Raw genomic sequence first — 26,952 nt, 5'->3', positions numbered from 1 at the left:
CCTGCAGGACTGAACACAGACCAGGGCAGGAGCTGCCGCAGGCTGCGATCTTTTCGGGCTCGTCGCTGTTATAGTTTTTGCTCCAACCGCGATGCGAGCCGTTCATGCCTGATTCCTCAGCCCCGATCCTCATCACCGGTGCCGGCCAGCGTGTCGGCCTGCATTGTGCGCAGCGGCTGCTCGAGGATGGCTATCGCGTCATCTTCACTTACCGCAGCGAACGCCCCGGCGTGCAAACGCTGCGCGATCTGGGCGCCCTCGGCCTGTTCGCCGACTTTTCCAGCGAAGCCGCGATTCTCGCTTTCATCGCCGAACTGAAAACCCACACCGACAGCTTGCGCGCCATCGTGCACAACGCCTCCGAGTGGCTGGCCGAAACCCCGGGCAGCGAAGCCGAAGCCTTCACGCGCATGTTCAATCTGCACATGCTCGCACCGTACCTGATCAACCTGCACTGCGGTGAACTGCTAAAGCACTCGACGCCCGCCGACATCATTCATATCAGCGACGATGTCACCCGCAAGGGCAGCAGCAAGCACATTGGCTATTGCGCCAGCAAAGCCGGGCTCGACAGCCTGACCCTATCCTTCGCCGCCCGCTATGCGCCGACCATCAAGGTCAACGGCATCGCCCCGGCCCTGCTATTGTTCAACCCCGACGACGACGCGGCGTACCGCGCCAAGGCACTGGCCAAGTCCGCGCTGGGCATCGAACCCGGCAGCGAAGTGATCTACCAGAGCCTGCGCTATCTGCTCGACAATCCCTATGTCACCGGTACGACCCTGACCGTCAACGGCGGACGGCACGTCAAGTAAGCCGACTCGCGAGGATGTCCATGACCCGCTCACTGCCCGAGAATTACCGCGAAATCCTCATTGACCTGGGTGAAGATCCCGACCGCGAAGGACTGCAAGACACACCGGTGCGCGCGGCCAAGGCCATGCAATACCTGTGTCATGGTTACGAACAGAGCGTCGATGAGATCGTCAACGGCGCGCTGTTTGCCTCGGACAGTGAAGAGATGATCATCGTCGCCGACATCGAGTTGTATTCTTTGTGCGAACATCACCTGCTGCCCTTCATCGGCAAGGCCCATGTGGCTTATATTCCGACGGGCAAGGTGCTGGGTCTGTCGAAAATCGCGCGACTGGTGGACATGTTCGCCCGGCGCCTGCAGATTCAGGAAAACCTCACCCGACAAATCGCCGACGCAGTGCAACAGGTCACCGATGCCGCTGGCGTCGCGGTCGTCATTGAGGCCAGACACATGTGCATGATGATGCGCGGTGTCGAGAAACAGAATTCGACCATGAACACCTCGGTCATGCTCGGCGCGTTCCGCGAGTCGAGCAACACCCGCCAGGAGTTCCTGCAATTGATTGGACGGAGCAAGTAAATGCCACAACTTCAGCCGGGAATGGCGCGCATCCGGGTCAAGGATCTGCGCTTGCGCACCTTTATCGGGATCAACGAGGACGAAATCCTCAACAAGCAGGATGTGCTGATCAACCTGACCATTCTGTACGCCGCGCAGGAGGCGGTGCGTGACAATGATATCGACCACGCGCTGAATTACCGCACGATCACCAAAGCGATCATCGCCCACGTCGAGGGCAACCGCTTTGCGCTGCTCGAACGCCTGACGCAGGAGTTGCTCGACCTGGTGATGAGCAACGGTTCAGTGCTGTATGCCGAAGTCGAAGTCGACAAGCCGCACGCGCTGCGTTTTGCCGAGTCGGTGTCAATCACGCTTGCAGCGAGCCGCTAGCTTCAAGCTTCAAGCGGCAAGCTGTAAACTTCGTATCACCGCCACCCATTTTGCAGCTTGAAGCTCGTCGCTTGAAGCTGTCTCGCAGAGACTCCCATGAACGAGCAACAACGCCTCGAACTCGAAGCTGCCGCCTTCCGCCGCCTGGTCGCCCACCTGGACAGCCGTAAGGACGTGCAGAACATCGACCTGATGAACCTTGCCGGGTTCTGCCGCAACTGCCTGTCGAAGTGGTACAAGGCCGAAGCCGACGAGCGCCAGATCGAGATCAGCCTCGACGACGCCCGCGAAGTGGTTTACGGCATGCCGTACGCCGAGTGGAAAGCCCAATTTCAGCAAGAAGCCAACGCCGAGCAACAAGCCGCGTTCGCCAAAGGAAAAACCCATGAGTGATCTGAACACCCTGCGCACCAGCCTCAAGAGCGGCGAACACGCTTTCGCCGACACGCTGGCCTTCATCGCCGCCGGTTACGACTATCAGCCGCAGGCGTTCAACAACGGTGGCGTGGAAAACGCCGCCGGGCAGAACGAAGGTTCTTGCAAGACCCTGGGTCTGGCGCTGCTGGAAGGCCTGAGCGATGAAGAAGCGCTGTTGGCGTTCGGCGAGCATTACCGCTCGGTAGTGGCGACACCTGAGGGCAGTGATCACGGCAATATCCGTGCGTTGATCCAGCATGGTCTGGCCGGCGTCAAATTCACCGCTCAACCCCTGACCCGCCGCTGATACAGATCCAACACTATCTGATCGTTCCCACACTCCGCGTGGGAATGCTTCATCGGACGCTCTGCGTCCATTGGGACGCGGAGCGTCCCCGGCTGCGTTCCCACGCAGAGCGTGGGAACGATCGGGCACAAAAAAACCGGCCAATCTGGCCGGTTTTTTTATGTCTGCGATTTAGAACGAAGCGTTCTGCAGACCGTCCAGGTAACGCTCGGTGTCCAGTGCCGCCATGCAGCCGGCGCCGGCCGAGGTGATCGCCTGACGGTAAACGTGGTCAGCCACGTCACCAGCAGCGAAGATGCCTTCGACGCTGGTCGCCGTAGCATTGCCTTCACGGCCGCCGTGCACCACCAGATAACCGTCTTTGAGGGTCAACTGGCCTTCGAACAGCGAGGTGTTCGGGGTGTGACCAATGGCGATGAACACGCCGTCGACGGTGATTTCGTCGAAGCTGCCATCGTTGTTCTTCAGGCGCGCACCGGTCACGCCCATGTTGTCGCCCAACACTTCGTCGAGGTTGGCGTTCAACTTGAGGATGATCTTGCCTTCAGCGACGCGAGCGTTGAGCTTGTCGATCAGGATCTTCTCGGCGCGGAAGGTTTCGCGACGGTGGATCAGGGTCACGGTGCTGGCGATGTTGGCCAGGTACAGTGCTTCTTCAACAGCGGTGTTGCCGCCGCCGACCACTGCAACAGGCTTGTTGCGGTAGAAGAAACCGTCGCAGGTTGCGCAGGCGGAAACGCCTTTGCCCATGAACGCTTCTTCCGATGGCAGGCCCAGGTAACGCGCGCTGGCACCGGTGGCGATGATCAGGGCGTCGCAAGTGTAGGTCGCGCTGTCGCCGGTCAGGGTGTACGGCTTGGCAGCGAAGTCCACGGCGTTGATGTGATCGAAAACGATCTCGGTTTCAAAACGCTCGGCGTGCTCGCGCATCCGCTCCATCAGGGCTGGACCCGTCAGGCCGTGAACGTCGCCCGGCCAGTTGTCGACTTCAGTAGTGGTGGTCAGTTGACCGCCAGCCTGCATGCCGGTGATCAGCAGTGGCTTGAGGTTGGCGCGAGCCGCGTATACCGCAGCGCTGTAACCGGCAGGGCCGGAACCGAGAATAATCACTCGCGAATGACGGACTTCAGACATGACCTGCTCCTGTTGACCGGGCCGAAAAACTGGCACGGATCGCCGGACTGCCGGCGGGAATAAAAAAGGACCGTGGAAAACCTTGGGGAAGGCTTGAGCTCGACAGTCCTGTAAAAAGTTGGGTGCAGCGTATCGAGGGGGGCAAGATTAAGGAAATACGGTTTAACAATCCAGCTCATAGGTGGTCTCTATGCCGACACACTGACGAGATGGACGTCTTTGTTACAGTGAATGTCGATCGCTCTACCGCGCTTTCGCCGTCGTTGCAAAGCCGGTAAGGTCGGCGCGTTTTCCCTTGCTCGGAGCACCTTATGCCCGCCCCTGTTCTGTGCGGCCCGCAATACCTGCGCGAAGGCCTCAAACTGGTTCTCAGCCCTGGCTTGCGCCTGTTCGTTTTGCTGCCGCTGGCGATCAACCTGGTGCTGTTCGTCGGATTGATTTATCTGGCCGGCCACCAGTTCAGCCTGTGGGTCGATACGCTGATGCCCTCGCTGCCCGAATGGCTGAGTTTCCTCAGCTACATCCTCTGGCCACTGTTTGTAGTGCTAGTGGCGCTGATGGTGTTCTTTACTTTCACCATGCTGGCCAACGTAATCGCCGCACCGTTCAACGGCTTCCTTGCCGAGAAAGTCGAAGTGGTGGTACGCGGCACTGATGACTTCCCGGCGTTCAGCTGGGGCGAACTGATCGCGATGGTCCCGCGCACCCTCGCCCGGGAAATGCGCAAACTCGGCTACTTCCTGCCACGGGCGATCGGACTGTTCATTCTCTCGTTCATCCCGGTGGTGAATATCATTGCTGCACCGCTGTGGCTGTTGTTCGGCGTGTGGATGATGGCGATCCAGTACATCGACTACCCGGCGGACAACCACAAACTCGGCTGGAACGAGATGCTCGCCTGGCTGCGGCAGAAGCGCTGGCAGAGCATGAGTTTCGGCGGGATCGTCTATCTGGTGCTGCTGATTCCGGTGGTCAACATCCTGATGATGCCGGCGGCTGTGGCCGGCGCGACGTTGTTCTGGGTGCGTGAGCGCGGTGGCGAGGTGCTGGCTCAGGAAAAGGCCTGAGCCAGACGCTGTTGTTTTGCCGCTGCCTCAGTGGAAAAAGCTCCACGTCCCGATCAGCACCAATGCCCACAGGCCGATGCCTGGAACGATGATCAAAAAATTCCAGGCATTCAGGCGGTTGTTGCCCAAGCCTTGCGGATCGTTGGCGGCCAGGTTGATCAGTTGCTGGCCTTCACTGGCGACATAAGCTCTGAGCGGCAGCAGTGCCATAGCAAACAAACTCAGGTACAACAAGCCTTCGAAATGGCTCGATAGTTTATCGAGCACCACTGCAAGCAACGTCAATACAACAAACACCGTTGCCCACTGCTCAAGATCCCAGCTGGATTTTCGGCCGCTGTCGTGAATCGTTTTGTCTGCATGACGATACAGCCTGTGCACGAAAAATATATAGAAGATACCGCGCGCCACAGGCCACAGCTCTTCCTGCGTCCGCTGCTTGTACAGGCTCCAGTTTTTGTACGACCAATAATAGAAATACAGGCCAAAACTGAGCACCGACAGCAGAATGAATTTCCATCTGGCAACCACGTAAAATCCCGCAGCCTGCACATCTTCGTTCAACAGATTCGCCTCAGGGGACGCGTAGACATTTTCCGCCATAGCCATTTCCTTGGTTCAAACGTTCAATCAAGGCTAACGACCGACTGGCGAAAATATTGAGCCCAGCGGGGCCAGTGACTGTCATCAATCCATCATCAACTCGACACAATGACGACATGGCCTCAGTCGACACTGGGGTCATGACGACAGCTCTACATATCACTCTGATCAGCGAAACCTTCCCACCGGAAATCAACGGGGTGGCCAATACCCTTGGCCGCTTGTGCGATGGACTGCGCGCGCGTGGGCATCAGGTTGAACTGGTGCGGCCGCGTCAGGCCGGTGATCCGCAGCGCAGTGAAGATGACGCGCTGCTACTGTGTCGGGGCTGGCCGTTGCCGGGATATCCGGGGCTGCAATGGGGTCAGTCGTCGATGCACAAACTGCTGCGGCGCTGGAAGCGCCAGCGTCCCGACGTGTTGTACATCGCCACGGAAGGCCCGCTCGGGTTGTCGGCGCTGCGTGCGGCGCGCCGTTTGGGGATATCGGTGGTCAGCGGTTTTCACACCAATTTTCAGCAATACACCAGCCAATACGGGCTCGGTCTGCTGACGCGGATGCTCACGCATTATCTGCGCTGGTTTCACAATCGCTCGGCCATGACGTTGGTGCCGAGCGTCAGCCAGCGCCTGGAACTGGAACGGCGGCATTTCGAGCGCTTGGCGCTGTTGTCGCGTGGTGTGGACAGCCAGTTGTTTCATCCGAGCAAACGGCTGAATGCCTTGCGTGAGCAATGGGGCCTGTCCGAGCAGGACATTGCGGTGATTCACGTAGGACGACTCGCGCCGGAGAAGAACCTTGGCCTGCTCAAACGCTGCTTCGAAAACCTGCGTGACACTTATCCACAGCGCAATCTGAAACTGATCGTGGTCGGTGACGGACCGCAACGGCTGGCGCTGGAAAAGGATTTGCCCGGGGCGGTTTTCTGCGGTGCGCAGCGCGGTGAAGCGTTGTCGGCGCACTATGCGTCTGGTGATTTGTTTCTATTTCCGAGTCTGACCGAAACCTTCGGCAATGTGGTGCTGGAGGCACTGGCCTCGGGACTGGGTGTGGTGGCTTACGATCAGGCTGCGGCGGCGCAGCATATTCGCCATGGCTACAACGGCGTGCTGGCGATGCCTGGTGATGAGCAAGCCTTTTGCGAGGCGGCGGCATGGTTGCTGGAAGAGGATGAGAGGTTGCGCTGCGTGCGCCTGAATGCGCGCCAGCATGCGAGTCGCCAGGGCTGGCCGGCGGTTATCGAGCAGTTTGAAAAGCATTTGCGCGGGGCTTGTGTGGGGGAGCAAGTGGTGCCGAATGCGCAGACATTGCCTTGAATCCAGGCGACTTGGAGACCGCTATCGCGAGCAGGCTCACTCCTACAGGGGAATGCATTCCAATTGTAGGAGTGAGCCTGCTCGCGATGGCGTCAGTACAGCCGCTGGTTAAACCAGCGTCATCAACGCCTCACGGCTGAACGGCAAAATATCCTGTTCACGCCCTTCGCGGACTTTCTGCGCCCAATCCGGATCGACCAGCAACGCACGCCCCACCGCCACCAGATCGAACTCCTCTTTATTCAGACGCTCCAGCAGATTCTCCAGACTGGCCGGTTGTGCGACCTTGTCGGTGTTGACCATGAACTGCAGGAACTCACCATCAAGGCCAACACTGCCAACGGTGATGGTCGGCTTGCCCGTGAGTTTGCGGGTCCAGCCGGCCAGGTTCAGCTCGGAACCGTCAAATTCCGGCTCCCAGAAGCGGCGCGTCGAGCAGTGGAAAATATCCACGCCTGCGTCAGACAGCGGCTTGAGGAATTCACCCAGCGCTTGCGGGGTTTGCACCAGACGCGCCGTGTAGTCCTGCTGTTTCCATTGCGAGAAACGGAAGATGATCGGGAAGCCTTCACCGACCGCCGCACGCACCGCTTGAATCAGTTCGATGGCGAAGCGCGAACGGTTGGCCAGGCTGCCACCGTATTCGTCGGTGCGCTGGTTGCTGCCCTCCCAGAAAAACTGGTCGATCAGATAACCGTGGGCGCCGTGGATTTCCACGCCGTCCATGCCGATGCTCTGTGCATCTTTGGCCGCTTGGGCGAAGGCTGCGATCACATCTTGAATGTCTTGTTTAGTCATGCCGTGCACCACGACCTGACCGTCTTTGATTTTTTCCGACGGACCGTAACCCGGCACGCTAGCGTCCGGCTCGGTGCCGATTCGGCGCACGCTGCCCACGTGCCACAGTTGCGGAACAATCTTGCCGCCTTCGGCGTGAACCGCGTCGACGACTTTCTTCCAGCCGGCCAATGGCGCGTCGCCAAAGAACTGCGGTACGTTCGGATAACCGTTGGAGGCAATGTGGCCGACGGTGGTGCCTTCGGTGATGATCAGGCCAACGCCCGCGGCGGCGCGACGACGGTAGTACTCGATGACTTTCGAATTAGGCACGCCGCCCGGGGAAAAGGAGCGAGTCATCGGCGCCATGACCACGCGGGTCGGCAATTCGAGGGCACCGAGTTGGAACGGTTTGAACAAGGCTTGAACGGGCATCGAAGGACTCCACAGAAAAGGCTTTATGACGGCGATAATATGGAGACGCGAACCCTTTGAACAGCACTATTGATTTGGGTGATTAAGGATTAAAAGACGCAAAGCAAAAGATCGCAGCCTCCGGCAGCTCCTACACGGGGTTTGAGGTCACCTGTAGGAGCTGCCGAAGGCTGCGATCTTTTGATCTTGCTGTTTCAGCTCAGCGCTTTTTCAATCGCATGCACAATGGTCGGATCATCCGGCGCCGTGCGCGGCGAGAACCGCGCCAGCACGCGGCCGTCCTTGCCGAGCAGAAACTTCTCGAAATTCCAGGTGATGTCCCCAGGAAACTCCGCGCCCTCGCCCGCCAGCAGACGGTAGAGCTGGTGACGATCATGACCGTTGACTTCAAGCTTGCTCGACAACGGAAACGTCACGCCATAGTTGAGGCTGCAGAAATCCTGAATTTCCTGTTCGGTACCTGGTTCCTGGCCGGCAAACTGGTTGCACGGCAGGCCCAGCACGCTGAAACCTTTGCCTTTGTATTGCTGATAGAGGTTTTCCAGCGCCGCGTACTGTGGGGTCAAGCCGCATTTGGAGGCGACGTTGACCACCAGCACGACTTGGCCCTTGAACGGCGCCAGCGGTAGCTCCTGACCATCCAGGGCTGTCAACTTAAGGTCGTGAAAAGCACTCATGACGAACTCCAAGATTCCCGTGTTCTACTCGAAACAGCCACTTGGCGAGGTCACCAAGGACAGCCGCGGACTAAAAAGGCGCCCGCAGGCGCCTCTCCAGTACTCGAAGCTTAGCGCAGAAAATCAGTGGTGATGGCCACCTTCGCCATGGACGTGGCCATGAGCGATTTCTTCCTGGCTGGCATCACGGATGTCAACGATCTTCACTTTGAAGTTCAGGCGCTGACCGGCCAGTGGGTGGTTGCCATCAACGGTCACGTCATCGCCGTCAAGGTCACGGATGGTGACGATTTGCATCTGGCCGTCCGGCGCCGAAGCGTGGAACTGCATGCCGACTTCCAGCTCGTCAACGCCTTCGAACATGCTGCGGCTCAGGGTGCTGACCAGCTCGGCGGCGTATTCGCCGTAAGCGTCTTCCGGCTCAACGGAAACTTCCAGCTCGTCACCAACAGCTTTGCCATCCAGAGCTTTTTCCAGGCCCGGGATGATGTTGCCTGCGCCTTGCAGGTAGACCAGCGGAGCGCCGCCGGCGGAGCTGTCGATGACCTCACCAGCGTCGTTGGTCAGGGTATAGTCGATGGAGACAGCCTTATTGGCGGCGATCAGCATGGGGCGAGACCTTTTGCATAAGAATATAGAAAGGCCAAGTTTAGCGAAGCAATCGCGCGAAAGCGAACACAACCCGGACAAACGGGTTTCGACGATCGCAGGCTTTCATCAGGACGAGGACGGTCACTGGGTCGTCGAGCTTTCCTGTGGCCACACCCAGCACCTGCGCCATCAGCCGCCCTGGCAATCGCGCGCCTGGGTGCTGGACCCGGCGCAACGTATTGAAAAAATAGGCCAACCCTTTGCCTGCGGTTGGTGCGCACAAGGCTCGGTTAGCGATAACCTTGGCGACTGAATTTCGGTAGGTCGTCAGCTATAGGCGATCGCCATTGCCATGCAACTTTAGAGAATTCGCATGCAAACTTTTTTTATCGCGCCCACCGATTTTGGTGTGGGTCTGACCTCCATCAGCCTCGGGCTGGTGCGCACGCTTGAGCGCGCCGGGCTGAAAGTCGGTTTCTTCAAACCGATTGCGCAGCCGCATCCGGGTGACACCGGCCCCGAGCGTTCCACCGAACTGGTGGCGCGCACCCACGGGTTGAAACCGCCACAACCGTTGGGCCTGGCGCACGTCGAGCGGATGCTCGGCGACGGTCAGCTCGATGAGCTGCTCGAAGAAATCATCACGCTGTATCAGCAAGCAGCTATTGGCAAAGACGTGCTGGTCGTCGAAGGCATGGTGCCGACCCGCAGCGCCAGTTATGCCGCACGGGTCAATCTGCACTTGGCCAAGAGCCTGGATGCCGAGGTGATTCTGGTCTCGGCACCGGAAAACGAAGTGCTCGCCGAACTCTCCGGCCGTGTCGAATTGCAGGCGCAATTGTTTGGCGGCCCGAAAGACCCGAAAGTCCTCGGGGTGATCCTCAACAAGGTCAAGACCGAAGAGAGCATGGACGCCTTCGCTGCGCGCCTGAAGGAGCATTCGCCGTTGCTGCGCAGCGGTGATTTCCGCCTGCTCGGCTGCATTCCCTATCAGCCGGAACTCAACGCACCACGTACCCGTGATGTTGCCGACCTGATGGGTGCACAAGTGCTTAATGCCGGTGATTACGAAACCCGCCGGATGACCAAAATCATCATCTGCGCGCGGACCATGCGCAACACCGTCGAGCTGCTCAAGCCCGGCGTGTTGGTGGTGACGCCGGGCGATCGCGACGACATCATCCTCGCCGTCAGTCTGGCCGCGATCAACGGCGTGCCGCTGGCCGGCCTGCTGCTGACCAGCGACACCCTGCCCGATCCGCGCATCATGGATCTGTGCCGTGGTGCGTTGCAGGCCGGTTTGCCGGTGCTGTCGGTGAGCACCGGTTCCTACGACACCGCCAACCTGCTCAACGGTCTGAACAAGGAAATCCCGATCGACGACCGCGAGCGTGCGGAGATCATCACCGATTTCGTCGCCAGTCATCTCGATGCCAAATGGCTGCACCAGCGCTGTGGCACGCCACGGGAAATGCGCCTGTCGCCAGCAGTATTCCGCTATCAGTTGATCCAGCGTGCGCAAGCGGCGAACAAGCGCATCGTCCTGCCTGAAGGCAGTGAGCCGTTCACCGTGCAAGCGGCGGCAATCTGTCAGGAACGCGGCATCGCCCGCTGCGTGTTACTCGCCAAACCGGAAGATGTCGAAGCCGTGGCCCGCGCCCAAGGCATCGTGTTGCCGCCGGGCCTGGAGATCCTCGATCCTGACCTGATCCGCGAGCGCTATGTCGAACCGATGGTTGCCTTGCGCAAGACTAAAAGCCTCAACGCGCCGATGGCCGAACAGCAACTGGAAGACACCGTAGTGATCGGCACCATGATGCTGGCGCTGGACGAGGTCGACGGCCTGGTCTCGGGCGTGATCAACACCACTGCCAACACCATTCGCCCGGCCCTTCAGTTGATCAAGACTGCGCCGGGCTGCACGCTGGTGTCGTCGGTGTTCTTCATGCTCTTCCCTGAGGAAGTGCTGGTTTACGGCGACTGCGTGATGAACCCGCACCCGAGTGCCACCGAACTGGCCGAGATTGCCCTGCAAAGCGCCGACTCGGCAGCGGCCTTCGGCATCACCCCGCGCGTGGCAATGATCAGTTACTCCAGCGGCGAATCGGCCACCGGCGAAGAGGTCGAGAAAGTCCGCGAGGCCACCCTGCTCGCCCACGAACAACAGCACTCGCTGCTGATCGACGGCCCGCTGCAATACGACGCTGCCGCCAACGCAGACGTCGCCCGGCAACTGGCGCCAAACAGTCAGGTGGCTGGTCGCGCCACGGTGTTCGTCTTCCCCGATCTGAACACCGGCAACACCACGCACAAAGCCGTGCAACGCAGCGCCGATTGCGTCAGCCTCGGCCCGATGCTGCAGGGCCTGCGCAAACCGGTGAACGATTTGCCGCGTGGCGCGCAGGTCGATGACATCGTCTACACCATCGCCCTCACCGCGATTCAAGCCGCCAACCGACCTATGGATGTGTAAATGCTGGACTTTCTACCTGCACCCGTGCGCGGCGTGATCGCTTCGCTGCTGTTAGCACTCAATACGATTCTGCTGTGCTCGTTTCTGTTTTGCGTGGCGCTGATCAAAGTGCTGCCATTCGACCTCGCCCGACGCGCCTCGCTGTGGCTGATGAGCCACACCCACGAAGCGTGGATCAGCAACAACAAGGGCTGGATGAATCTGGTTCGGCGTACACGCTGGCACCTCAGCGGTCTGCAAGGACTCGATTACCAACACTCGTACCTGATCACCAGCAATCATCAGAGCTGGGTGGATATTCTGGTGCTGCAATACGTGCTCAACCGAAAGATCCAACCGTTGAAATTCTTCCTCAAACAGGAGCTGATCTGGGTGCCGGTGATCGGTCTGGCGTGGTGGGCGCTGGGCTTTCCGTTCATGAAGCGCTACTCCAAGGCGTATCTGACCAAGCATCCGGAGAAGAAAGGCAAAGACCTCGAAACCACCCGCAAGACGTGTGCGAAATTTCGCAATAACCCGGTGGGGATTTTCAACTTCGTCGAAGGCACACGCTTCACCGAAGGCAAACATGCGCAGCAGCAGTCGCCGTTCAAATATTTGCTCAAGCCCAAGGCTGGCGGGATCGCCTTTGTGCTGGATGCAATGGGCGAACAGCTGGAGTCGATCGTCAACGTGACGATCCACTACCCGGCCGGGCGTCCGGGGTTCTGGGATTTGCTCTGCGGTAATGTGCGCGATGTGGTGGTGCACTTTGAAGAGCTGAAGATTCCGCAGCAGTTCATTGACAAGAACTACGATCAGGACGGTGAATATCGCCTGCAGTTCCAAGGCTGGATCAATCAGCTGTGGCTGGACAAGGATGCGCTGCTCGAACAGATGCACCGCGAATATCCTTCCGTATGATCGTTCCCACGCTCCTCGTGGGAATGCCTCACTGGACGCTCTGCGTCCGCTTTAGATGGGACGCGGAGCGTCCCGGGCTGCATTCCCACGCAGAGCGTGGGAACGATCACGAAATATCCGGGCAAACACTAACCCCCTGTAGGAGTGAGCCTGCTCGCGATAGCGGTGTGTCATTCAACATTGTTGGTGGCTGATCCACCGCTATCGCGAGCAGGCTCACTCCTACAATGGACCGAGTTGGCCCCAATAAAAAAGCCCGCCGATGATTGCTCATCGGCGGGCTTTTTGTTTGTCGCTAACGCTTAGATCGCGCCACGCTTGCGCAGCAGATCCAGCACTTGCTTGACGCTGTCTTCCAGACTCAGCGTCTGCGTGTCGATCACCAGATCGGCATCCAGCGGCACGTCGTACGGGAAGGATTCGCCCGGGATGTTGTCGCCAGCGGCGGCATACAGACCTTGCGGATCACGCTCGGCGCAGACAGCCGGCGAGGCCTGCACGTAGACCGTCAGCAGACGATCCTTGCCGATCAGATCCTTGGCCTGCTCGCGACCTTCAGCGCTTGGCGCGACGAACGCCGCCAACGTCAGCAAACCGGCTTCGTTGAACTGACGCGCGACGTGCGCGGCACGACGCCAGTTTTCGGTACGCCCGGCGCGATCCTGTGGCAGACCTTTGTTCAAGTCATGACGCAGGTTCTGACCATCCAGTACAAACACCGCACGCCCCATGTCGAACAACTTGCGCTCGACGGCGTAAGCCAGCGTGCTCTTGCCCGCGCCCGACAGGCCGCTGAACAGCACGGTCGCCGGTTGCTGGCCGAAGCGCTGGGCGCGTTCTTCAGTGGCCACGTGCGCCAGTTTGCCGTGATGCGTGGCAGTGCCATGCGTCACCGGTTGCGCGACGATCATGCCGGCGCCGACGGTGCCGTTGGTCAAGCGATCGATGACGATGAACGCGCCGGTGGTGCGGTTGCTTTCGTAACCGTCGAGGGCGATCGGCGCGTCGAGCGCAATCTTCACCTTGCCGATTTCGTTGAGCTGCAACGCGCTCGCCGGGCCTTCTTCCAACGTGTTCACGTCGACCTTGTTGACGATGCTGGCAATCGAGCCCGGCACGTAGCTGGTGGCGCGTTTGATGTCGTATTTCTTGCCCGGCAGCATCGGCTCTTCAGCCATCCACACCAGCATCGCTTCGAAGCTGTCGGTGACCGGCGGCACGTTGTCGGCATGCACCAACAGGTCGCCACGGGAGATGTCGATTTCGTCTTCCATGGTCAGCGTTACGGCCTGACCTGGACCGGCGTGTTCCAATTCACCTTCGAAGGTGACGATGGATTTCACCCGACTGCTTTTGCCCGACGGCAGCACCACGACTTCGTCACCCTTGTGCACGATGCCGCTGGCCAGGGTGCCAGCGAAACCACGGAAGTTGAGGTTCGGACGGTTGACGTACTGCACCGGGAAGCGCAGATCGGTGAAGTTGCGATCGCCCGCCACTTCCACGGTCTCGAGGATTTCCATCAGCGACTGGCCGGTGTACCACGGCGAGCGCTCGGACTTGTTCACCACGTTGTCGCCCTTGAGGGCAGACATCGGCACGAAGTGCATGCTGGTCGGCTTCATCTTCAAGCCTTCGGCGAACTTCAGGTAGTCAGCCTTGATCGACTCGAACACGCCTTCATCGAAGTCTTTCAGGTCCATCTTGTTGATGGCGACGACGATGTGTTTGATCCCCAGCAAGGACGCAATGAAGCTGTGGCGACGGGTCTGGGTCTGCACGCCGTAACGCGCGTCGACCAGAATGATCGCCAGGTCACAGGTGGACGCACCGGTGGCCATGTTGCGGGTGTACTGCTCATGGCCGGGGGTGTCGGCGATGATGAATTTGCGTTTGGCGGTGGAGAAATAGCGGTAGGCGACATCGATGGTGATGCCCTGCTCGCGCTCGGCCTGCAGGCCGTCGACCAGCAACGCCAGATCGATGTCGTCACCGGTGGTGCCGACTTTCTTCGAGTCGCGGGTGATCGCTTCGAGGTGATCTTCGTAGATCATCTTCGAGTCGTGCAGCAGGCGCCCGATCAGGGTGCTCTTGCCGTCATCGACGTTACCGCAAGTCAAAAAGCGCAGCAGCTCTTTACGTTCGTGCTGGCCCAGGTAGGCGAGGATGTCCTCGCTGATCAAATCAGATACGTGCGACATGACAGCCCCTTAGAAATAGCCTTGACGTTTTTTATCTTCCATCGAGCCGGCGCCATCGTGGTCGATGACTCGGCCCTGGCGCTCGGAAGTTCGCGTCAGGAGCATTTCTTGAATGATGTCCGTGAGGCTTTCGGCCTCGGACTCCACGGCGCCCGTCAACGGGTAGCAGCCAAGGGTACGGAAACGCACTTTCTTTTTGACGATGCGCGCTTTGTCTTCGTCGGACAGGTGCTCGAGGATGCGCTCGTCGTCGATCATGATCAACGTGCCGTTCTTCTCGATCACTTCGCGTTCAGCGGCGAAGTACAGCGGCACAATCGGGATGCCTTCGAGGTAGATGTACTGCCAGATGTCCAGTTCGGTCCAGTTCGACAGAGGGAACACACGAATGGATTCGCCCTTGTTGACCTTGCCGTTGTAGACGTTCCACAGCTCTGGACGCTGGTTTTTCGGGTCCCAGCGGTGCTTGCTGTCGCGGAACGAGTACACGCGCTCTTTGGCACGGGATTTCTCTTCATCGCGACGGGCGCCGCCGAAGGCTGCGTCGAAACCATGCTTGTCGAGTGCCTGTTTCAGGCCCTCGGTCTTCATGATGTCGGTGTGCTTGGCGCTGCCGTGGGTGAACGGGTTGATGTTCTGCGCCACGCCATCGGGGTTGATGTGGGTGATCAGGTCCAGGCCCAGTTCTTCGACCATCTTGTCGCGGAACTTGTACATCTCCTGGAATTTCCAGCGGGTGTCGACGTGCATCACCGGAAACGGCAGTTTGCCCGGGAAGAACGCCTTGCGTGCCAGGTGCAGCATCACGGCGGAGTCTTTACCGATGGAGTACAGCATCACCGGGTTATCGAACTCGGCGGCCACCTCGCGGATGATGTGGATGCTTTCCGCCTCCAGCTGTTTCAGATGCGTCAGTTTGTCGACCATGGCTACTCACGAAAACTTTCTTATGAACGGCCAGCGGGCCGTGTTCGAGCGGGGAATCCTAGCACAGCGACCTTCTTCTAATCAGGACGCCAGCTAGATCGAAAGGGCATATGAATATGCCCACTCGTTTGGGCGACGATCCCGTGTAGGAGCTGCCGAAGGCTGCGATCTTTTGATCTGATCTTTTAAAAAACAAGATCAAAAGATCGCAGCCTTCGGCAGCTCCTACACAGGGGAGAGGTGATGATCAGATCGGGTTGGGGCAGTCGATGAAGATGTGTTCGACAGCAAAGCGTTTTGCCAGATAGTCACCCAGGGCCTGTACGCCGTAGCGTTCGGTGGCGTGGTGGCCGGCGGCGATGAAGCTGATGTCGTTCTCGCGGGCGCTGTGGAAGGTCTGCTCGGAGGCTTCTCCGCTCAGGTACAGATCAACGCCTGCCGCGACGGCCTGATCGATATAGCCCTGACCGCCACCGGTGCACCAGCCAACCCGACGGATCATCGGATTACCTTCTATCAGCAAAGGTTCGCGACCCATGACTTCTTGCACCTTGCGGGCGAAATCGCGTGCGGTCATCGGTTCTTTCAAAGACCCGACCAGACCAACGATTTTCAGATTATCCGGGTCCAGCGGCCCTTCCACAGTGATGTCCAGTTGACGCGCCAGTTGCACGTTGTTGCCGACATCAGGATGCAGATCCAGCGGCAAATGGTAAGCGAGCAGACTGATGTCGTGCTTGAGCAATGTCTTCAGTCGACGCTGCTTCATGCCAGTGATGCACGGGTTCTCGCCCTTCCAGAAGTAACCGTGGTGCACCAGCACCAGATCCGCCTCGGCTTCGACGGCGGCATCCAGCAACGCCTGACTGGCGGTGACGCCGCTGACGATGCGCATCACTTGCGGCCGGCCTTCGACCTGCAAGCCGTTGGGGCAATAATCGGCAATTTTCGAGCTGCTGAGGTAACGGTCGGCTTCTTCGACGAGGGTGCTGAGGGCAACGGCCATGAAAGACTCCTAAATATCCCGTTCAGAGGCGCGCGCGGCCTCGTATAATGCGCGACATTATGGGCGGTCTGACCCCGCCTGCAACTTTTCCAGGACGTGCTTAATGCTCAAGGCGCTGCGTTTTTTCGGCTGGCCGTTGTTGGCCGGTGTGCTTATCGCTCTGTTGATTATTCAGCGTTACCCGCAGTGGGTCGGGCTTCCGAGCCTCGACGTCAACCTGCAACAGGCCCCGCAAACCACCAGCGTGCAACAGGGCCCGGTGTCCTATGCCGACGCGGTGACCATTGCCGCGCCTTCGGTGGTCAACCTCTACACCACCAAAGTCATCAACAAACCGGCGCATCCGCTGTTTGAGGATCCGCAGTTTCGGCGCTTCTTCGGTGACAACTCGCCAAAGCAGAAACGCATGGAATCAAGCCTCGGTTCCGGCGTGATCATGAGCCCGGAAGGCTACATTCTGACCAACAATCACGTGACCAGCGGCGCGGATCAGATTGTGGTCGCCCTGAAAGATGGCCGCGAAACCCTCGCCCGCGTCATCGGCAGCGACCCGGAAACCGATCTCGCGGTGTTGAAAATCGATCTGAAAACCCTGCCGGCCATCACTGTCGGCCGCTCCGACAACATTCGCATCGGCGACGTTGCATTGGCCATCGGCAACCCGTTCGGCGTTGGCCAGACCGTGACCATGGGCATCATCAGCGCCACCGGGCGTAACCAGTTGGGCCTGAACAACTACGAAGACTTCATCCAGACCGACGCGGCGATCAACCCGGGTAACTCCGGCGGTGCGCTGGTCGACGCCAATGGCAACCTCACCGGCATCAACACGGCGATCTTTTCCAAGTCCGGCGGCTCGCAAGGCATCGGCTTTGCGATTCCAGTGAAGCTGGCAATGGAAGTGATGAAGTCGATCATCGAGCACGGTCAGGTAATTCGTGGCTGGCTGGGCATCGAGGTGCAGCCGCTGACCCAGGAACTGGCCGAGTCGTTCGGCTTGTCCGGGCGTCCGGGGATTGTTGTGGCGGGGATTTTCCGCGATGGCCCGGCGCAGAAGGCTGGCCTGCAACTGGGTGATGTGATTCTGAGCATCGATGGCGAGCCGGCCGGAGATGGCCGTCGTTCGATGAACCAGGTTGCGCGGATCAAACCGACCGACAAAGTGACGATCCAGGTGATGCGCAACGGCAAAGAACTGAAGCTCACCGCAGAAATCGGCCTGCGTCCGCCACCGGCGCCGGTGAAAGAAAAAGAAGAATAAAACTTTTTTCGCGCCAGCCGCGCGAATAAAAGACATTCTCAACAGGCATGTTATATTGTTTCAATTCTAAGAATTGGAACAATATAACATGTCGTCTCGAACAAAGGCCTCCCTGCTCGGTCTGAGCCTTGGCTTGCTGGTCGATCCAGCCTTCGCCGAAGAACCCAAGCCGCTTGAACTCGACGCCATCAGCGTCATCTCCGACTACGAATCGCCGACCGGCCCGGTCAAGGGCTATCGCGCCACACGCTCATCCAGCGCAACCAAAACCGACACCGCGATCCGCGATATACCGCAGGCGATCAGCGTAGTGCCCGCCAGCGTGCTCAAGGATCTGGGCAGCACCAGTGTCGAGCGCGCGCTGGATTTTGCCGGTGGCGTATCCAAGCAAAACAACTTCGGCGGCCTGACGCTGTACGAATACAGCGTGCGCGGCTTCACCACGTCGGAGTTCTACAAGGACGGCTTCAGCGCCAACCGGGGTTATCCGAGCACGCCGGACGCGGCGAATATCGAGCGCATCGAAGTACTCAAAGGCCCCGCCGCCAGTCTGTATGGTCGAGGCGATCCCGGCGGCACGGTGAACATCGTCACCAAAAAACCGCAGCCCGAAGCCTTCACCACTCTGCAAACCAGCGCCGGCAGTTGGGATCGCTATCGCACCGCGCTGGACGTCAACACACCGCTGGATGATGAGGGTGATGTGCTGTCGCGAATCAACCTCGCGGTTGAGGACAACAACAGTTTTCGCGATCACGTCGACAGCCAGCGCGTATTCGTCGCGCCCTCGATCAGCTGGCAATTGAACCCGGACACGTCGCTGCTGGTGGAAAGCGAAATCGTTCGTCACAGCTCGACCTTTGATCGCGGCATCGTCGCGCCCAACAATAAATGGAGCGGTGTTTCGCGCTCGACTTTCCTTGGCGAACCCAACGACGGAAACATCGATAACCACAACAATCTGCTTCAGGCCACGCTGGAACATCACCTCAACGACAGCTGGAAGCTGCGTCTGGCCAGTCATTACAAGGAAGGCAAACTCTGGGGCGATGCTTCGGAAAGTCGTCCATTGAACGCCAACGGCCACACCGTCAACCGCCGCTATCGCGAGCGCGACACGAACTGGCACGACAGCATCACCCAACTGGAACTGCGCGGTCTGTTCGATCTCGGCCCGTGGCAACACGAATTGCTGATTGGCACCGAGTACGAAAACTTCCGCAAGAACGAGCGCGTCACCACTATTGCTGGCGGCCCCTACGCCCTCGACATCTACAAGCCGATCTACGGCCAGCCGAAACCCAACGGCGCGCGTTCGGGTACTGACTTCTTCGAACAGGTCGAAAGTCATGCACTGAACCTGCAAGACCAGATCGTCTTCACCGACAAACTGCGCGGGATGGTCGGCGCGCGCTTCGAGCATTTCGATCAGCACATCGACGATCACAGCCGCAACGCCACCAGTAATCAACGTCACGACGCGCTCACCCAGCGGGTCGGCCTGCTCTATCAACTGACGCCGGAAACCGGGTTGTTCGCCAACGCCTCGACCTCGTTCAAACCGAACAATGGCCTCGACGCCGCCGGCAAATCCTTCGACCCGGAAGAAGGCGTCGGCTACGAAATCGGCATCAAGAACGAACTGTTCGACGAACGCCTGAGCAGCACCCTCGCCTTCTTCCACATCGACAAAGAAAACGTTCTCGCCCTCGACCCGGCCACCGACACCAGCCGCGCCATGGGCAAGGCACGCAGTCGCGGCTTCGATTGGCAGGTCACCGGGCAAGTCACCGATGCGGTGCGAGTCATCGGCGCCTTCGCCTACATCGACGCCGAAGTGACCAAGGGCGACGCGGTGATTTCCACCGGCAGCCGCATCCTCGGCGTGGCCAAGCGTAGCGGCAGCCTACTCGGTGTTTACGAATTTCAGGACGGCCATTTGCGTGGTTCGGACGTCGGTGCAGCGTTCACCTACGTCGGCGATCGCTCGGGAGAATCCGGCAGCGACTTCAAATTGCCGGCGTATCACACCGTCGACCTGCTCGCGCATTACAAGGCCAGCGACAACGTCACTGTCGGCCTGAACCTGAACAACCTCTTCGACGAGAAGTATTACGAGCGCTCCTACAGCAACTACTGGGTCAACCCCGGTGAGCCGCGCAATTTCACCGTCAGCCTGACTCTCAACCTGTAAAAGGACGTCACCATGCAATACGGCAAATCCCTTGTGCTTATCGCCGCGCTGTTCGCCGGTCAGGTATCGGCCCATGGCCTGTGGACCGAACAACGTCGTGGCAACATCGAAGTGGTCTACGGTCATGGCGCTGAGGACAACGCGTTCAAGGCGCAGAAGATCAGCGGCGCGTGGGCTTACAACGCGAGCGGCAAGATGATTCCGGTGAGCGTCGAGCGCCTGACGGATCACGCACGACTGAAACCACTGAAAGCTCCGGCCGTCCTGGCCGTGGCGCTGAACAACGGCATGTGGTCGCAGACTGCTGACAAAAAGTGGGTCAACGAAGGCCGGAGCAAAGTGCCGGGCGCTGTCGAAGCGACGCAGACGTTCAAATACAGCCTGGCGATTTATCAGCCGGGAGCGAAGTTGCCAAAACTGGATCAGATCAAATTGCTGATTCTTCCGGAGGTTGATCCGCTCACCGTGGGGCCGGGCAAGTCATTGCCGGTGCGGGTGCTGCTCGATGGCAAACCGGCGGCGGGGGTGAAGTTGATTGGCGATTATCGCAGTGCACCGAACACGTTGAGCACCGAGACTGACAAGGATGGTCGGGCGCAGGTGTTGGTGAGGAATGAAGGGTTGAATGTGATTGCGGCGCAGGTCGAGGTGCCGGTGAAAGGCAGCGCAGATGTGGATAGCCGCGGCTTGTTCACCTCACTGACCTTCCTCGGCGAACCGCATCACGAATAAAAACCCACCCTCACCCCAGCCCTCTCCCTGTATGTACCGGAGACATGGTGGACAGGTGTTCGGAGACATGGTGGACACATTTTAATAGACACATTGCTCATCGCGAAGGAGATGGCCTGTGTCTTGGGAAGAGGTGTCCACCGTGCAGCTTCGTTCAGAATTCGTGCTGTTGGCTCGGCAAGAAGGGGCCAATGTTCGGCAGCTTTGCCGTCGATTCAATATCAGCCCAAGCACTGCCTACAAATGGCTCAACAGGTTTGAGACCTCAGGTGCAGAGGGATTGATCGATCAGTCTCGACAACCAAAGACATCACCCAAACGTTGCGCTGACGATGTTGAGCAGCAGATTCTGACCGTGAGTCAGGAGTACGCCGCTTGGGGCGCTCGCAAGCTCAAGCGTGTGCTGGAAGACGACGGCAAAGTGATGCCTTCGGTCAGTACCGTGCATGCGGTTTTACAGCGTCATTCGCGCGTTGATCCAAAGGCCGCTGAGATCAAACCGTTTATCCGGTTCGAGCATGAAGCGCCCAACGATCTTTGGCAGATGGACTTCAAGGGACATATCAGCCTGGCTCAGGGGCGTTGCCATCCGTTGACGATATTGGACGATCATTCACGGTTTTCGCTGTGCATCGCGGCATGCATTAATGAGCAGCGCCAAACCGTTCAGGAGCATCTAATCAGGACCTTTCGGCGTTTCGGCCTGCCTTTACGCATGACGATGGACAACGGTTCGCCATGGGGTGATCAGACAGGTGTTTATACCGCACTGGAGGTCTGGCTGATGAGCCAGGGCATCAAGGTCGGCCACTCCCGACCTTATCACCCGCAAACCCAGGGAAAGCTGGAGCGCTTCCACCGCAGCCTGAAAAGGGAAGTCCTGCAAGGCCAGCTCTTCATCGATCTGGACGATGCGCAACGGGCGTTTGATATCTGGCGTGAGATTTACAACCAGAAGCGCCCGCATCAAGCACTGGGCATGCAGGTTCCTGCTACTCGCTACAGTAGTAGCCCGCGGGAATATCAGGAGCAACCGGCGGCGCCTGAGTACGATGATGGGGATGTGGTCAGGAAGGTTCAGGTGAAGGGCGAGATCTACTGGGGCAATCGTGAATACACAGTTGGAAAGGCATTTTACGGGAGGTCAGTGGCTATCAGGGAAACGACGGAGGACGGCATCCACGATGTCTACTGGAGTAGACATCGTATCGCCCGAATCGACTTGAACTTGCAGATCGTTACGGCAGGTAAGAAGATCTAAAACCGTCCACCATGTCTCCGAACATGTGTCCACCATGTCTCCGGTACATACACTCCCGGAGGGAGAGGGAGCCGACCGAGTTGTCTTGCGAAGTACATCGACCTGAAAGACCGAGTCGATTATGGATTCGGTAAAGCAGCATCAGGTCGGTGCAATTCAACAGCATCCCCCAATCAGTCACCTCTCCCTTTGGGAGAGGGTTAGGGTGAGGGGATCTTGTGAGGTACATCGACCTGAAAGACCGAGTCGATTATGGATTCGGGAAAGCAGCATCAGGTCGGTGCAATTCAACAGCATCCCCCAATCAGTCCCCTCTCCCTCTGGGAGAGGGCTAGGGTGAGGGGCTTTTGCTTTTATAGGTCGCCGAGGCCATCGATCAACGCCTGATTCTGCTCCGGCGTGCCAATCGAAATCCGCAGGAACTGCGCAATCCGCTCCTGCTTGAAGTGCCGCACGATCACGCCCTGCTCACGCAGCTTGGCCGCCAGCCCCGCCGCATCATGCTGCGGGTGCCGAGCGAAAATGAAGTTCGCCGCCGACGGCAGCACTTCAAACCCCTTGGCCTGCAACTGTGCAATCACCCACTCACGGCTCTCGATGACCAGACGGCAAGTCTTTTCGAAATACTCACGATCTTCGAACGCCGCTGCCGCACCGACAATAGCCAGACGATCCAGCGGATAGGAGTTGAAGCTGTTCTTGATCCGCTCCAGCGCCTCGATGAGATCGGGATGGCCGACCGCCAGACCAACGCGCAAACCCGCCAAAGAGCGCGACTTGGACAAGGTCTGCGTCACCAGCAGGTTCGGATAACGGTCCACCAGACTGATCGCGGTTTCGCCGCCGAAGTCTATATACGCCTCGTCCACCACGACCACCGAATCCGGGCTGGCCTTGAGGATCTGCTCAACCGCGTCCAGTGCCAGCAGGCAGCCGGTTGGCGCGTTCGGGTTAGGGAAGATGATCCCGCCATTCGGCTTGGCGTAGTCGGCCGGATCGATCTGGAACTGCGCGTCCAGCGGCACCGCATCAAACTCGATGCCGTACAAACCGCAGTAAACCGGATAGAAGCTGTAGCTGATGTCTGGGAACAGCAGTGGCTGATCGTGTTGCAGCAGACCGTGGAAGATGTGCGCGAGCACTTCGTCCGAACCGTTGCCGAGGAAAACCTGATTGCTCTGCACACCGTAATACTGGGCGACGGCGGTTTTCAGCAGGTCGCTGTTCGGGTCCGGGTACAGACGCAGGTTGTCATTCAGTTCGGTCTGCATCGCTGCCAAGGCTTTTGGCGACGGGCCGTACGGGTTTTCATTGGTGTTGAGCTTGACCAGTTTGGTCAGCTTCGGTTGTTCGCCCGGCACGTAGGGCACCAGATCCTTGACGAACGGGCTCCAGAATTTACTCATCGCTCAGTTCCCCTGCCCTTTTAGAAAGTCTTCGTCTTTGATGCGGTATTCAGCACTGCGCGCGTGGGCGCTCAGCGACTCGCCACGGGCCAGCACCGATGCAGTTTTACCCAGTTCGGAAGCTCCGGCCTCCGAGCAGAAGATGATCGACGAACGCTTCTGGAAGTCGTATACGCCCAGCGGCGAAGAAAACCGCGCGGTGCCCGAGGTCGGCAACACGTGGTTCGGGCCAGCGCAGTAATCGCCCAACGCTTCGGAGGTGTGACGGCCCATGAAGATCGCACCGGCGTGGCGGATCTGCGGCAGCCAGGCTTGCGGATCGGCGACCGACAATTCCAGGTGCTCCGGTGCAATGCGATTGGCGACTTCGATGGCTTGGGCCATGTCCTTCACGTGAATCAACGCACCACGACCATTGATCGAGGTTTGGATGATGGTGGAGCGATCCATGGTCGGCAGCAGCTTGTCGATGCTCGCAGCGACCTTGTCGAGGAATTCGGCATCCGGGCTGACCAGAATCGCCTGGGCGTCTTCGTCGTGCTCGGCTTGCGAGAACAAGTCCATGGCGATCCAGTCCGGATCGGTCTGGCCGTCGCACACCACGAGGATCTCCGAAGGGCCGGCAATCATGTCGATGCCGACCTGACCGAACACGTGACGCTTGGCAGTGGCGACATAGATGTTGCCCGGGCCAACGACTTTGTCGACTTGCGGAACACTTTCGGTGCCGTAGGCCAACGCAGCGACGGCTTGCGCACCACCGATGGTGAACACCCGGTCGACGCCAGCGATGCATGCGGCCGCCAGCACCAGTTCATTGATTTCACCACGCGGGGTCGGCACGACCATGACCACTTCGGTCACGCCGGCGACCTTGGCCGGAATCGCGTTCATCAGCACCGACGACGGGTACGACGCCTTGCCACCCGGCACGTACAGGCCTGCGCGATCCAGCGGCGTGACCTTCTGGCCCAGTACAGTGCCGTCAGCTTCGGTGTAGCTCCAGGAATCCTGCTTCTGTTTTTCGTGGTAGCTGCGCACACGGGCCGCGGCTTTTTCCAGGGCTTCGCGCTGGGGCACGGTGATGCGGGTCAAAGCCAGTTCCAGACGCTCACGCGGCAGGATCAGGTCAGCCATCGAAGCGACTTCAAGGCCATCAAACTTTTGGGTGAACTCGACCAGCGCCGCGTCGCCGCGTTCGCGCACAGCCTTGATGATGTCCAGCACGCGCTGATTGACCGAGTCGTCAGACACACTTTCCCAGCTCAGCAGATGATCCAGATGATGCGCGAAATCCGGGTCAGCAGCGTTGAGTCGGCGAATTGCAGTCGGTGCGGTCATAGCGAGAGCCTCATAGGAATGGCAAAAACTCAGGCGCCCTAACTTAGCAGTCGTTTCCGCTTGGGCACCTGAGATTCTGGCTATGAGGCGGATAGACGGGCGCGACTTAACGTCGCGCAGGTGAATCAGCCGCGGTGTCGCGATTCCACTGCGTTGCGCAGGGTATCGATCAACGCCTGGATTCTGGCGTGTTGCATTTTCATCGAAGCCTTGTTGACCACCAGGCGCGAGCTGATCGTGGCGATCAGTTCCTGAGGTTCCAGGCCGTTGGCGCGCAGGGTGTTGCCGGTGTCGACCACGTCGATGATCTTGTCGGCCAGACCGATCAGTGGCGCCAGCTCCATTGAGCCGTAGAGCTTGATGATGTCGACCTGACGGCCCTGCTCGGCGTAGTAACGCTTGGCCACATTGACGAATTTGGTCGCCACGCGCAGACGGCCTTTTGGCTCCGGCGCGCCGATCTTGCCGGCGGTCATCAGCTTGCACTGGGCGATCTGCAGATCCAGTGGCTCGTACAGACCCTGGCCGGTGTATTCCATCAACACGTCTTTACCGGCAACGCCAAGGTCGGCCGCGCCATGCTCGACATAGGTCGGCACATCGGTGGCGCGCACGATCAGCAGACGAACGTCGTCCTGGGTCGTGGGAATGATCAGCTTGCGGCTCTTGTCCGGATTCTCGGTCGGCACGATGCCCGCTTCGGCAAGAAGCGGCAGGGTGTCGTCAAGGATGCGGCCCTTGGACAGTGCGATGGTCAACATGGGAAACGTCAGTCCTTATCAAGGTACTCATGTCCGGTCGCAATCGGCGCCGGACATACATCGAGCCGGAAACCGGCTCGACTCTTAAAATCAGTGGACACGTCCCTGTGTCCCAATGCAGCAATCAGCCCGGAACGCGACGGATCTTGGCGCCCAGCATCTGCAGTTTTTCTTCGATGCACTCGTAACCACGGTCTATGTGGTAGATGCGGTCGATCAGCGTGTCGCCTTCGGCAACCAGTGCCGAGATTACCAGGCTGGCCGAAGCACGCAGGTCGGTCGCCATCACTGGCGCGCCTTTCAGAACTTCAGTACCGGTGACGATGGCGGTATTGCCTTCGACCTGGATCTTGGCACCCATGCGGTGCAGTTCGTACACGTGCATGAAACGGTTTTCGAAGATCGTCTCGATCACGGCACCGGTGCCTTCGGCAATGGCGTTGAGCGAGATGAACTGCGCTTGCATGTCAGTCGGAAACGCCGGGTACGGCGCGGTGCGCACGTTGACGGCTTTCGGACGCTTGCCGTGCATGTTCAGCTCGATCCAGTCTTCACCGCAGGTGATTTCTGCGCCGGCTTCACGGAGTTTTTCCAGAACGGCTTCGAGGATGGTCGGATCGGTGTCCTTGACCTTGACGCGACCGCCGGTCACGGCAGCGGCGACCAGGTAAGTGCCGGTTTCGATACGGTCAGGCATGACCTTATAGAAAGCCGAACCCAGACGCTCGACGCCATCAATGGTGATGGTGTCAGTACCAGCGCCGGACACCTTGGCGCCCATGGCGTTGAGGAAGTTCGCCAGGTCGACCACTTCAGGCTCGCGAGCAGCGTTCTGCAACACGCTGCGGCCCTTGGCCAGAGCAGCGGCCATCATGATGTTCTCGGTACCGGTCACACTGACGGTATCGAAGAAGAAGTGTGCACCGCGCAGGCCACCTTCAGGCGCCTTGGCCTTGATGTAGCCGCCTTCGACGTCGATAACCGCGCCCATGGCTTCGAGGCCACGGATGTGCAGGTCGACCGGACGCGAACCGATGGCGCAACCGCCAGGCAGTGCGACTTCGGCTTCACCGAAACGAGCAACCATCGGGCCCAGTACCAGGATCGACGCACGCATGGTTTTCACCAGTTCGTACGGGGCGATCAGGGTCTTGATGGTGCGCGGGTCGATTTCGACGCTGAGTTTTTCGTCGATCACCGGCTCGATGCCCATGCGACCGAACAGCTCGATCATGGTGGTGATGTCGTGCAGGTGCGGCAGGTTGCCAACGGTCACCGGGCCATCGCACAGCAGGGTGGCGGCCAGGATCGGCAGGGCGGAGTTTTTTGCGCCGGAAATGCGGATCTCGCCATCAAGACGAGCGCCACCGGTAATAATCAATTTATCCATAAGA

The 26,952-nt window shown here is 59.2% G+C and carries 26 protein-coding genes; 14 read left to right on the top strand and 12 right to left on the bottom strand.

Going from position 1 to position 26,952, the window contains the following annotated elements; all coding sequences use genetic code 11:
* Positions 1-104 precede the first annotated feature (104 nt).
* The 5 genes from folM (at position 105) to J0G10_RS05685 (ending at position 2,492) form a co-directional block, all read left to right on the top strand.
* Positions 105-815, top strand: coding sequence for a dihydromonapterin reductase (gene folM / locus J0G10_RS05705; RefSeq protein WP_093436042.1), 711 nt, complete (start codon positions 105-107; stop codon positions 813-815).
* Between the two features lie 20 nt (positions 816-835).
* On the top strand, positions 836-1,396 hold the full coding sequence (folE, locus tag J0G10_RS05700) for a GTP cyclohydrolase I FolE (protein ID WP_220557883.1): 561 nt from the start codon (positions 836-838) through the stop codon (positions 1,394-1,396).
* Complete coding sequence (gene folX / locus J0G10_RS05695; protein ID WP_007914273.1) at positions 1,397-1,768, top strand: dihydroneopterin triphosphate 2'-epimerase; 372 nt, start codon at positions 1,397-1,399, stop codon at positions 1,766-1,768. It abuts the gene before it with no gap.
* Between the two features lie 96 nt (positions 1,769-1,864).
* Positions 1,865-2,161: a DUF1244 domain-containing protein gene (locus J0G10_RS05690; RefSeq protein ID WP_093436032.1), complete on the top strand. Its 297-nt coding sequence runs from the start codon at positions 1,865-1,867 to the stop codon at positions 2,159-2,161.
* On the top strand, positions 2,154-2,492 hold the full coding sequence (locus tag J0G10_RS05685; RefSeq protein ID WP_095049771.1) for a HopJ type III effector protein: 339 nt from the start codon (positions 2,154-2,156) through the stop codon (positions 2,490-2,492). Before J0G10_RS05690 ends, J0G10_RS05685 begins: the two co-directional genes overlap by 8 nt.
* 171 nt (positions 2,493-2,663) lie before the next feature.
* Here the strand turns inward: J0G10_RS05685 and trxB are convergent, their stop codons facing one another.
* Positions 2,664-3,626, bottom strand: coding sequence for a thioredoxin-disulfide reductase (gene trxB / locus J0G10_RS05680; protein ID WP_007912350.1), 963 nt, complete (start codon positions 3,624-3,626; stop codon positions 2,664-2,666).
* Between the two features lie 311 nt (positions 3,627-3,937).
* Between trxB and cysZ the strand changes: the two genes are divergently transcribed.
* Complete coding sequence (cysZ, locus tag J0G10_RS05675) at positions 3,938-4,693, top strand: sulfate transporter CysZ (RefSeq protein WP_220557880.1); 756 nt, start codon at positions 3,938-3,940, stop codon at positions 4,691-4,693.
* A 27-nt stretch (positions 4,694-4,720) separates the two neighbouring features.
* On the opposite strand, the gene J0G10_RS05670 is transcribed toward cysZ, so the two are convergent.
* Complete coding sequence (locus J0G10_RS05670; protein WP_095049768.1) at positions 4,721-5,296, bottom strand: hypothetical protein; 576 nt, start codon at positions 5,294-5,296, stop codon at positions 4,721-4,723.
* Between the two features lie 116 nt (positions 5,297-5,412).
* On the opposite strand from J0G10_RS05670, the gene J0G10_RS05665 reads away from it, so the two are divergent.
* Positions 5,413-6,612 carry a glycosyltransferase family 4 protein gene (locus J0G10_RS05665; protein ID WP_095049767.1) on the top strand — a complete coding sequence of 400 codons (1,200 nt, stop codon included), beginning with the start codon at positions 5,413-5,415 and terminating at the stop codon, positions 6,610-6,612.
* A 108-nt stretch (positions 6,613-6,720) separates the two neighbouring features.
* On the opposite strand, the gene J0G10_RS05660 is transcribed toward J0G10_RS05665, so the two are convergent.
* From J0G10_RS05660 to J0G10_RS05650, 3 genes are all read right to left on the bottom strand, one after another.
* Positions 6,721-7,824, bottom strand: coding sequence for an NADH:flavin oxidoreductase (locus J0G10_RS05660; protein WP_093436019.1), 1,104 nt, complete (start codon positions 7,822-7,824; stop codon positions 6,721-6,723).
* A 194-nt stretch (positions 7,825-8,018) separates the two neighbouring features.
* Positions 8,019-8,501, bottom strand: coding sequence for a glutathione peroxidase (locus J0G10_RS05655; protein ID WP_095049765.1), 483 nt, complete (start codon positions 8,499-8,501; stop codon positions 8,019-8,021).
* A gap of 123 nt (positions 8,502-8,624) precedes the next feature.
* On the bottom strand, positions 8,625-9,110 hold the full coding sequence (locus tag J0G10_RS05650; protein WP_008085027.1) for an FKBP-type peptidyl-prolyl cis-trans isomerase: 486 nt from the start codon (positions 9,108-9,110) through the stop codon (positions 8,625-8,627).
* On the opposite strand from J0G10_RS05650, the gene J0G10_RS05645 reads away from it, so the two are divergent.
* From J0G10_RS05645 to J0G10_RS05635, 3 genes are read left to right on the top strand one after another with little or no spacing between them, the layout of a single operon-like run.
* Positions 9,079-9,405, top strand: a complete 327-nt coding sequence (locus J0G10_RS05645) for a DUF3565 domain-containing protein (protein ID WP_093436299.1) — start codon at positions 9,079-9,081, stop codon at positions 9,403-9,405. The genes J0G10_RS05650 and J0G10_RS05645 overlap by 32 nt on opposite strands.
* A 60-nt stretch (positions 9,406-9,465) precedes the next feature.
* A complete protein-coding gene (gene pta, locus J0G10_RS05640) occupies positions 9,466-11,565 on the top strand; it encodes a phosphate acetyltransferase (protein WP_095049764.1) in 2,100 nt (699 codons plus the stop codon).
* Positions 11,566-12,468, top strand: coding sequence for an acyltransferase (locus J0G10_RS05635; RefSeq protein ID WP_095125402.1), 903 nt, complete (start codon positions 11,566-11,568; stop codon positions 12,466-12,468). It begins immediately after the preceding gene.
* Positions 12,469-12,770: 302 nt separating this feature from the next.
* Here the strand turns inward: J0G10_RS05635 and cysN are convergent, their stop codons facing one another.
* The 3 genes from cysN to J0G10_RS05620 form a co-directional block, all read right to left on the bottom strand.
* Entirely contained in the window at positions 12,771-14,669 is a 1,899-nt protein-coding gene (cysN, locus tag J0G10_RS05630; RefSeq protein ID WP_095049761.1) for a sulfate adenylyltransferase subunit CysN, read from the bottom strand.
* Between the two features lie 9 nt (positions 14,670-14,678).
* On the bottom strand, positions 14,679-15,596 hold the full coding sequence (gene cysD, locus J0G10_RS05625) for a sulfate adenylyltransferase subunit CysD (protein WP_007912374.1): 918 nt from the start codon (positions 15,594-15,596) through the stop codon (positions 14,679-14,681).
* Positions 15,597-15,843: 247 nt separating this feature from the next.
* On the bottom strand, positions 15,844-16,602 hold the full coding sequence (locus J0G10_RS05620) for a Nif3-like dinuclear metal center hexameric protein (protein WP_095049760.1): 759 nt from the start codon (positions 16,600-16,602) through the stop codon (positions 15,844-15,846).
* Positions 16,603-16,705: 103 nt separating this feature from the next.
* On the opposite strand from J0G10_RS05620, the gene algW reads away from it, so the two are divergent.
* From algW to J0G10_RS05600, 4 genes are all read left to right on the top strand, one after another.
* Positions 16,706-17,863 (top strand): Do family serine endopeptidase AlgW, encoded by a 1,158-nt coding sequence (gene algW / locus J0G10_RS05615; RefSeq protein ID WP_038357545.1) that lies wholly within the window; start codon positions 16,706-16,708, stop codon positions 17,861-17,863.
* Between the two features lie 88 nt (positions 17,864-17,951).
* Positions 17,952-20,057 (top strand): TonB-dependent siderophore receptor, encoded by a 2,106-nt coding sequence (locus J0G10_RS05610; RefSeq protein WP_095049759.1) that lies wholly within the window; start codon positions 17,952-17,954, stop codon positions 20,055-20,057.
* Between the two features lie 12 nt (positions 20,058-20,069).
* On the top strand, positions 20,070-20,789 hold the full coding sequence (locus J0G10_RS05605) for a DUF4198 domain-containing protein (protein WP_095049758.1): 720 nt from the start codon (positions 20,070-20,072) through the stop codon (positions 20,787-20,789).
* A 118-nt stretch (positions 20,790-20,907) separates the two neighbouring features.
* The gene (locus J0G10_RS05600) at positions 20,908-22,050 is read left to right on the top strand and encodes an IS481 family transposase (protein ID WP_220556126.1); all 1,143 of its coding nucleotides are present in this window, start codon (positions 20,908-20,910) and stop codon (positions 22,048-22,050) included.
* A gap of 353 nt (positions 22,051-22,403) precedes the next feature.
* Here the strand turns inward: J0G10_RS05600 and hisC are convergent, their stop codons facing one another.
* The 4 genes from hisC to murA form a co-directional block, all read right to left on the bottom strand.
* On the bottom strand, positions 22,404-23,456 hold the full coding sequence (gene hisC, locus J0G10_RS05595; protein WP_220557868.1) for a histidinol-phosphate transaminase: 1,053 nt from the start codon (positions 23,454-23,456) through the stop codon (positions 22,404-22,406).
* A gap of 3 nt (positions 23,457-23,459) precedes the next feature.
* Positions 23,460-24,797 carry a histidinol dehydrogenase gene (gene hisD, locus J0G10_RS05590; RefSeq protein ID WP_095049756.1) on the bottom strand — a complete coding sequence of 446 codons (1,338 nt, stop codon included), beginning with the start codon at positions 24,795-24,797 and terminating at the stop codon, positions 23,460-23,462.
* A 125-nt stretch (positions 24,798-24,922) separates the two neighbouring features.
* Entirely contained in the window at positions 24,923-25,558 is a 636-nt protein-coding gene (gene hisG, locus J0G10_RS05585; RefSeq protein WP_007912384.1) for an ATP phosphoribosyltransferase, read from the bottom strand.
* 124 nt (positions 25,559-25,682) lie between these two features.
* Complete coding sequence (gene murA / locus J0G10_RS05580) at positions 25,683-26,948, bottom strand: UDP-N-acetylglucosamine 1-carboxyvinyltransferase (protein ID WP_007912385.1); 1,266 nt, start codon at positions 26,946-26,948, stop codon at positions 25,683-25,685.
* Positions 26,949-26,952: the final 4 nt, after the last annotated feature.

Source organism: Pseudomonas germanica (genome assembly GCF_019614655.1).
Classification (GTDB): domain Bacteria; phylum Pseudomonadota; class Gammaproteobacteria; order Pseudomonadales; family Pseudomonadaceae; genus Aquipseudomonas; species Aquipseudomonas neuropathica.
The sequence above is the reverse complement of the archived record's forward strand: the minus strand, read 5'-3'. Positions and strand labels throughout refer to the sequence as shown.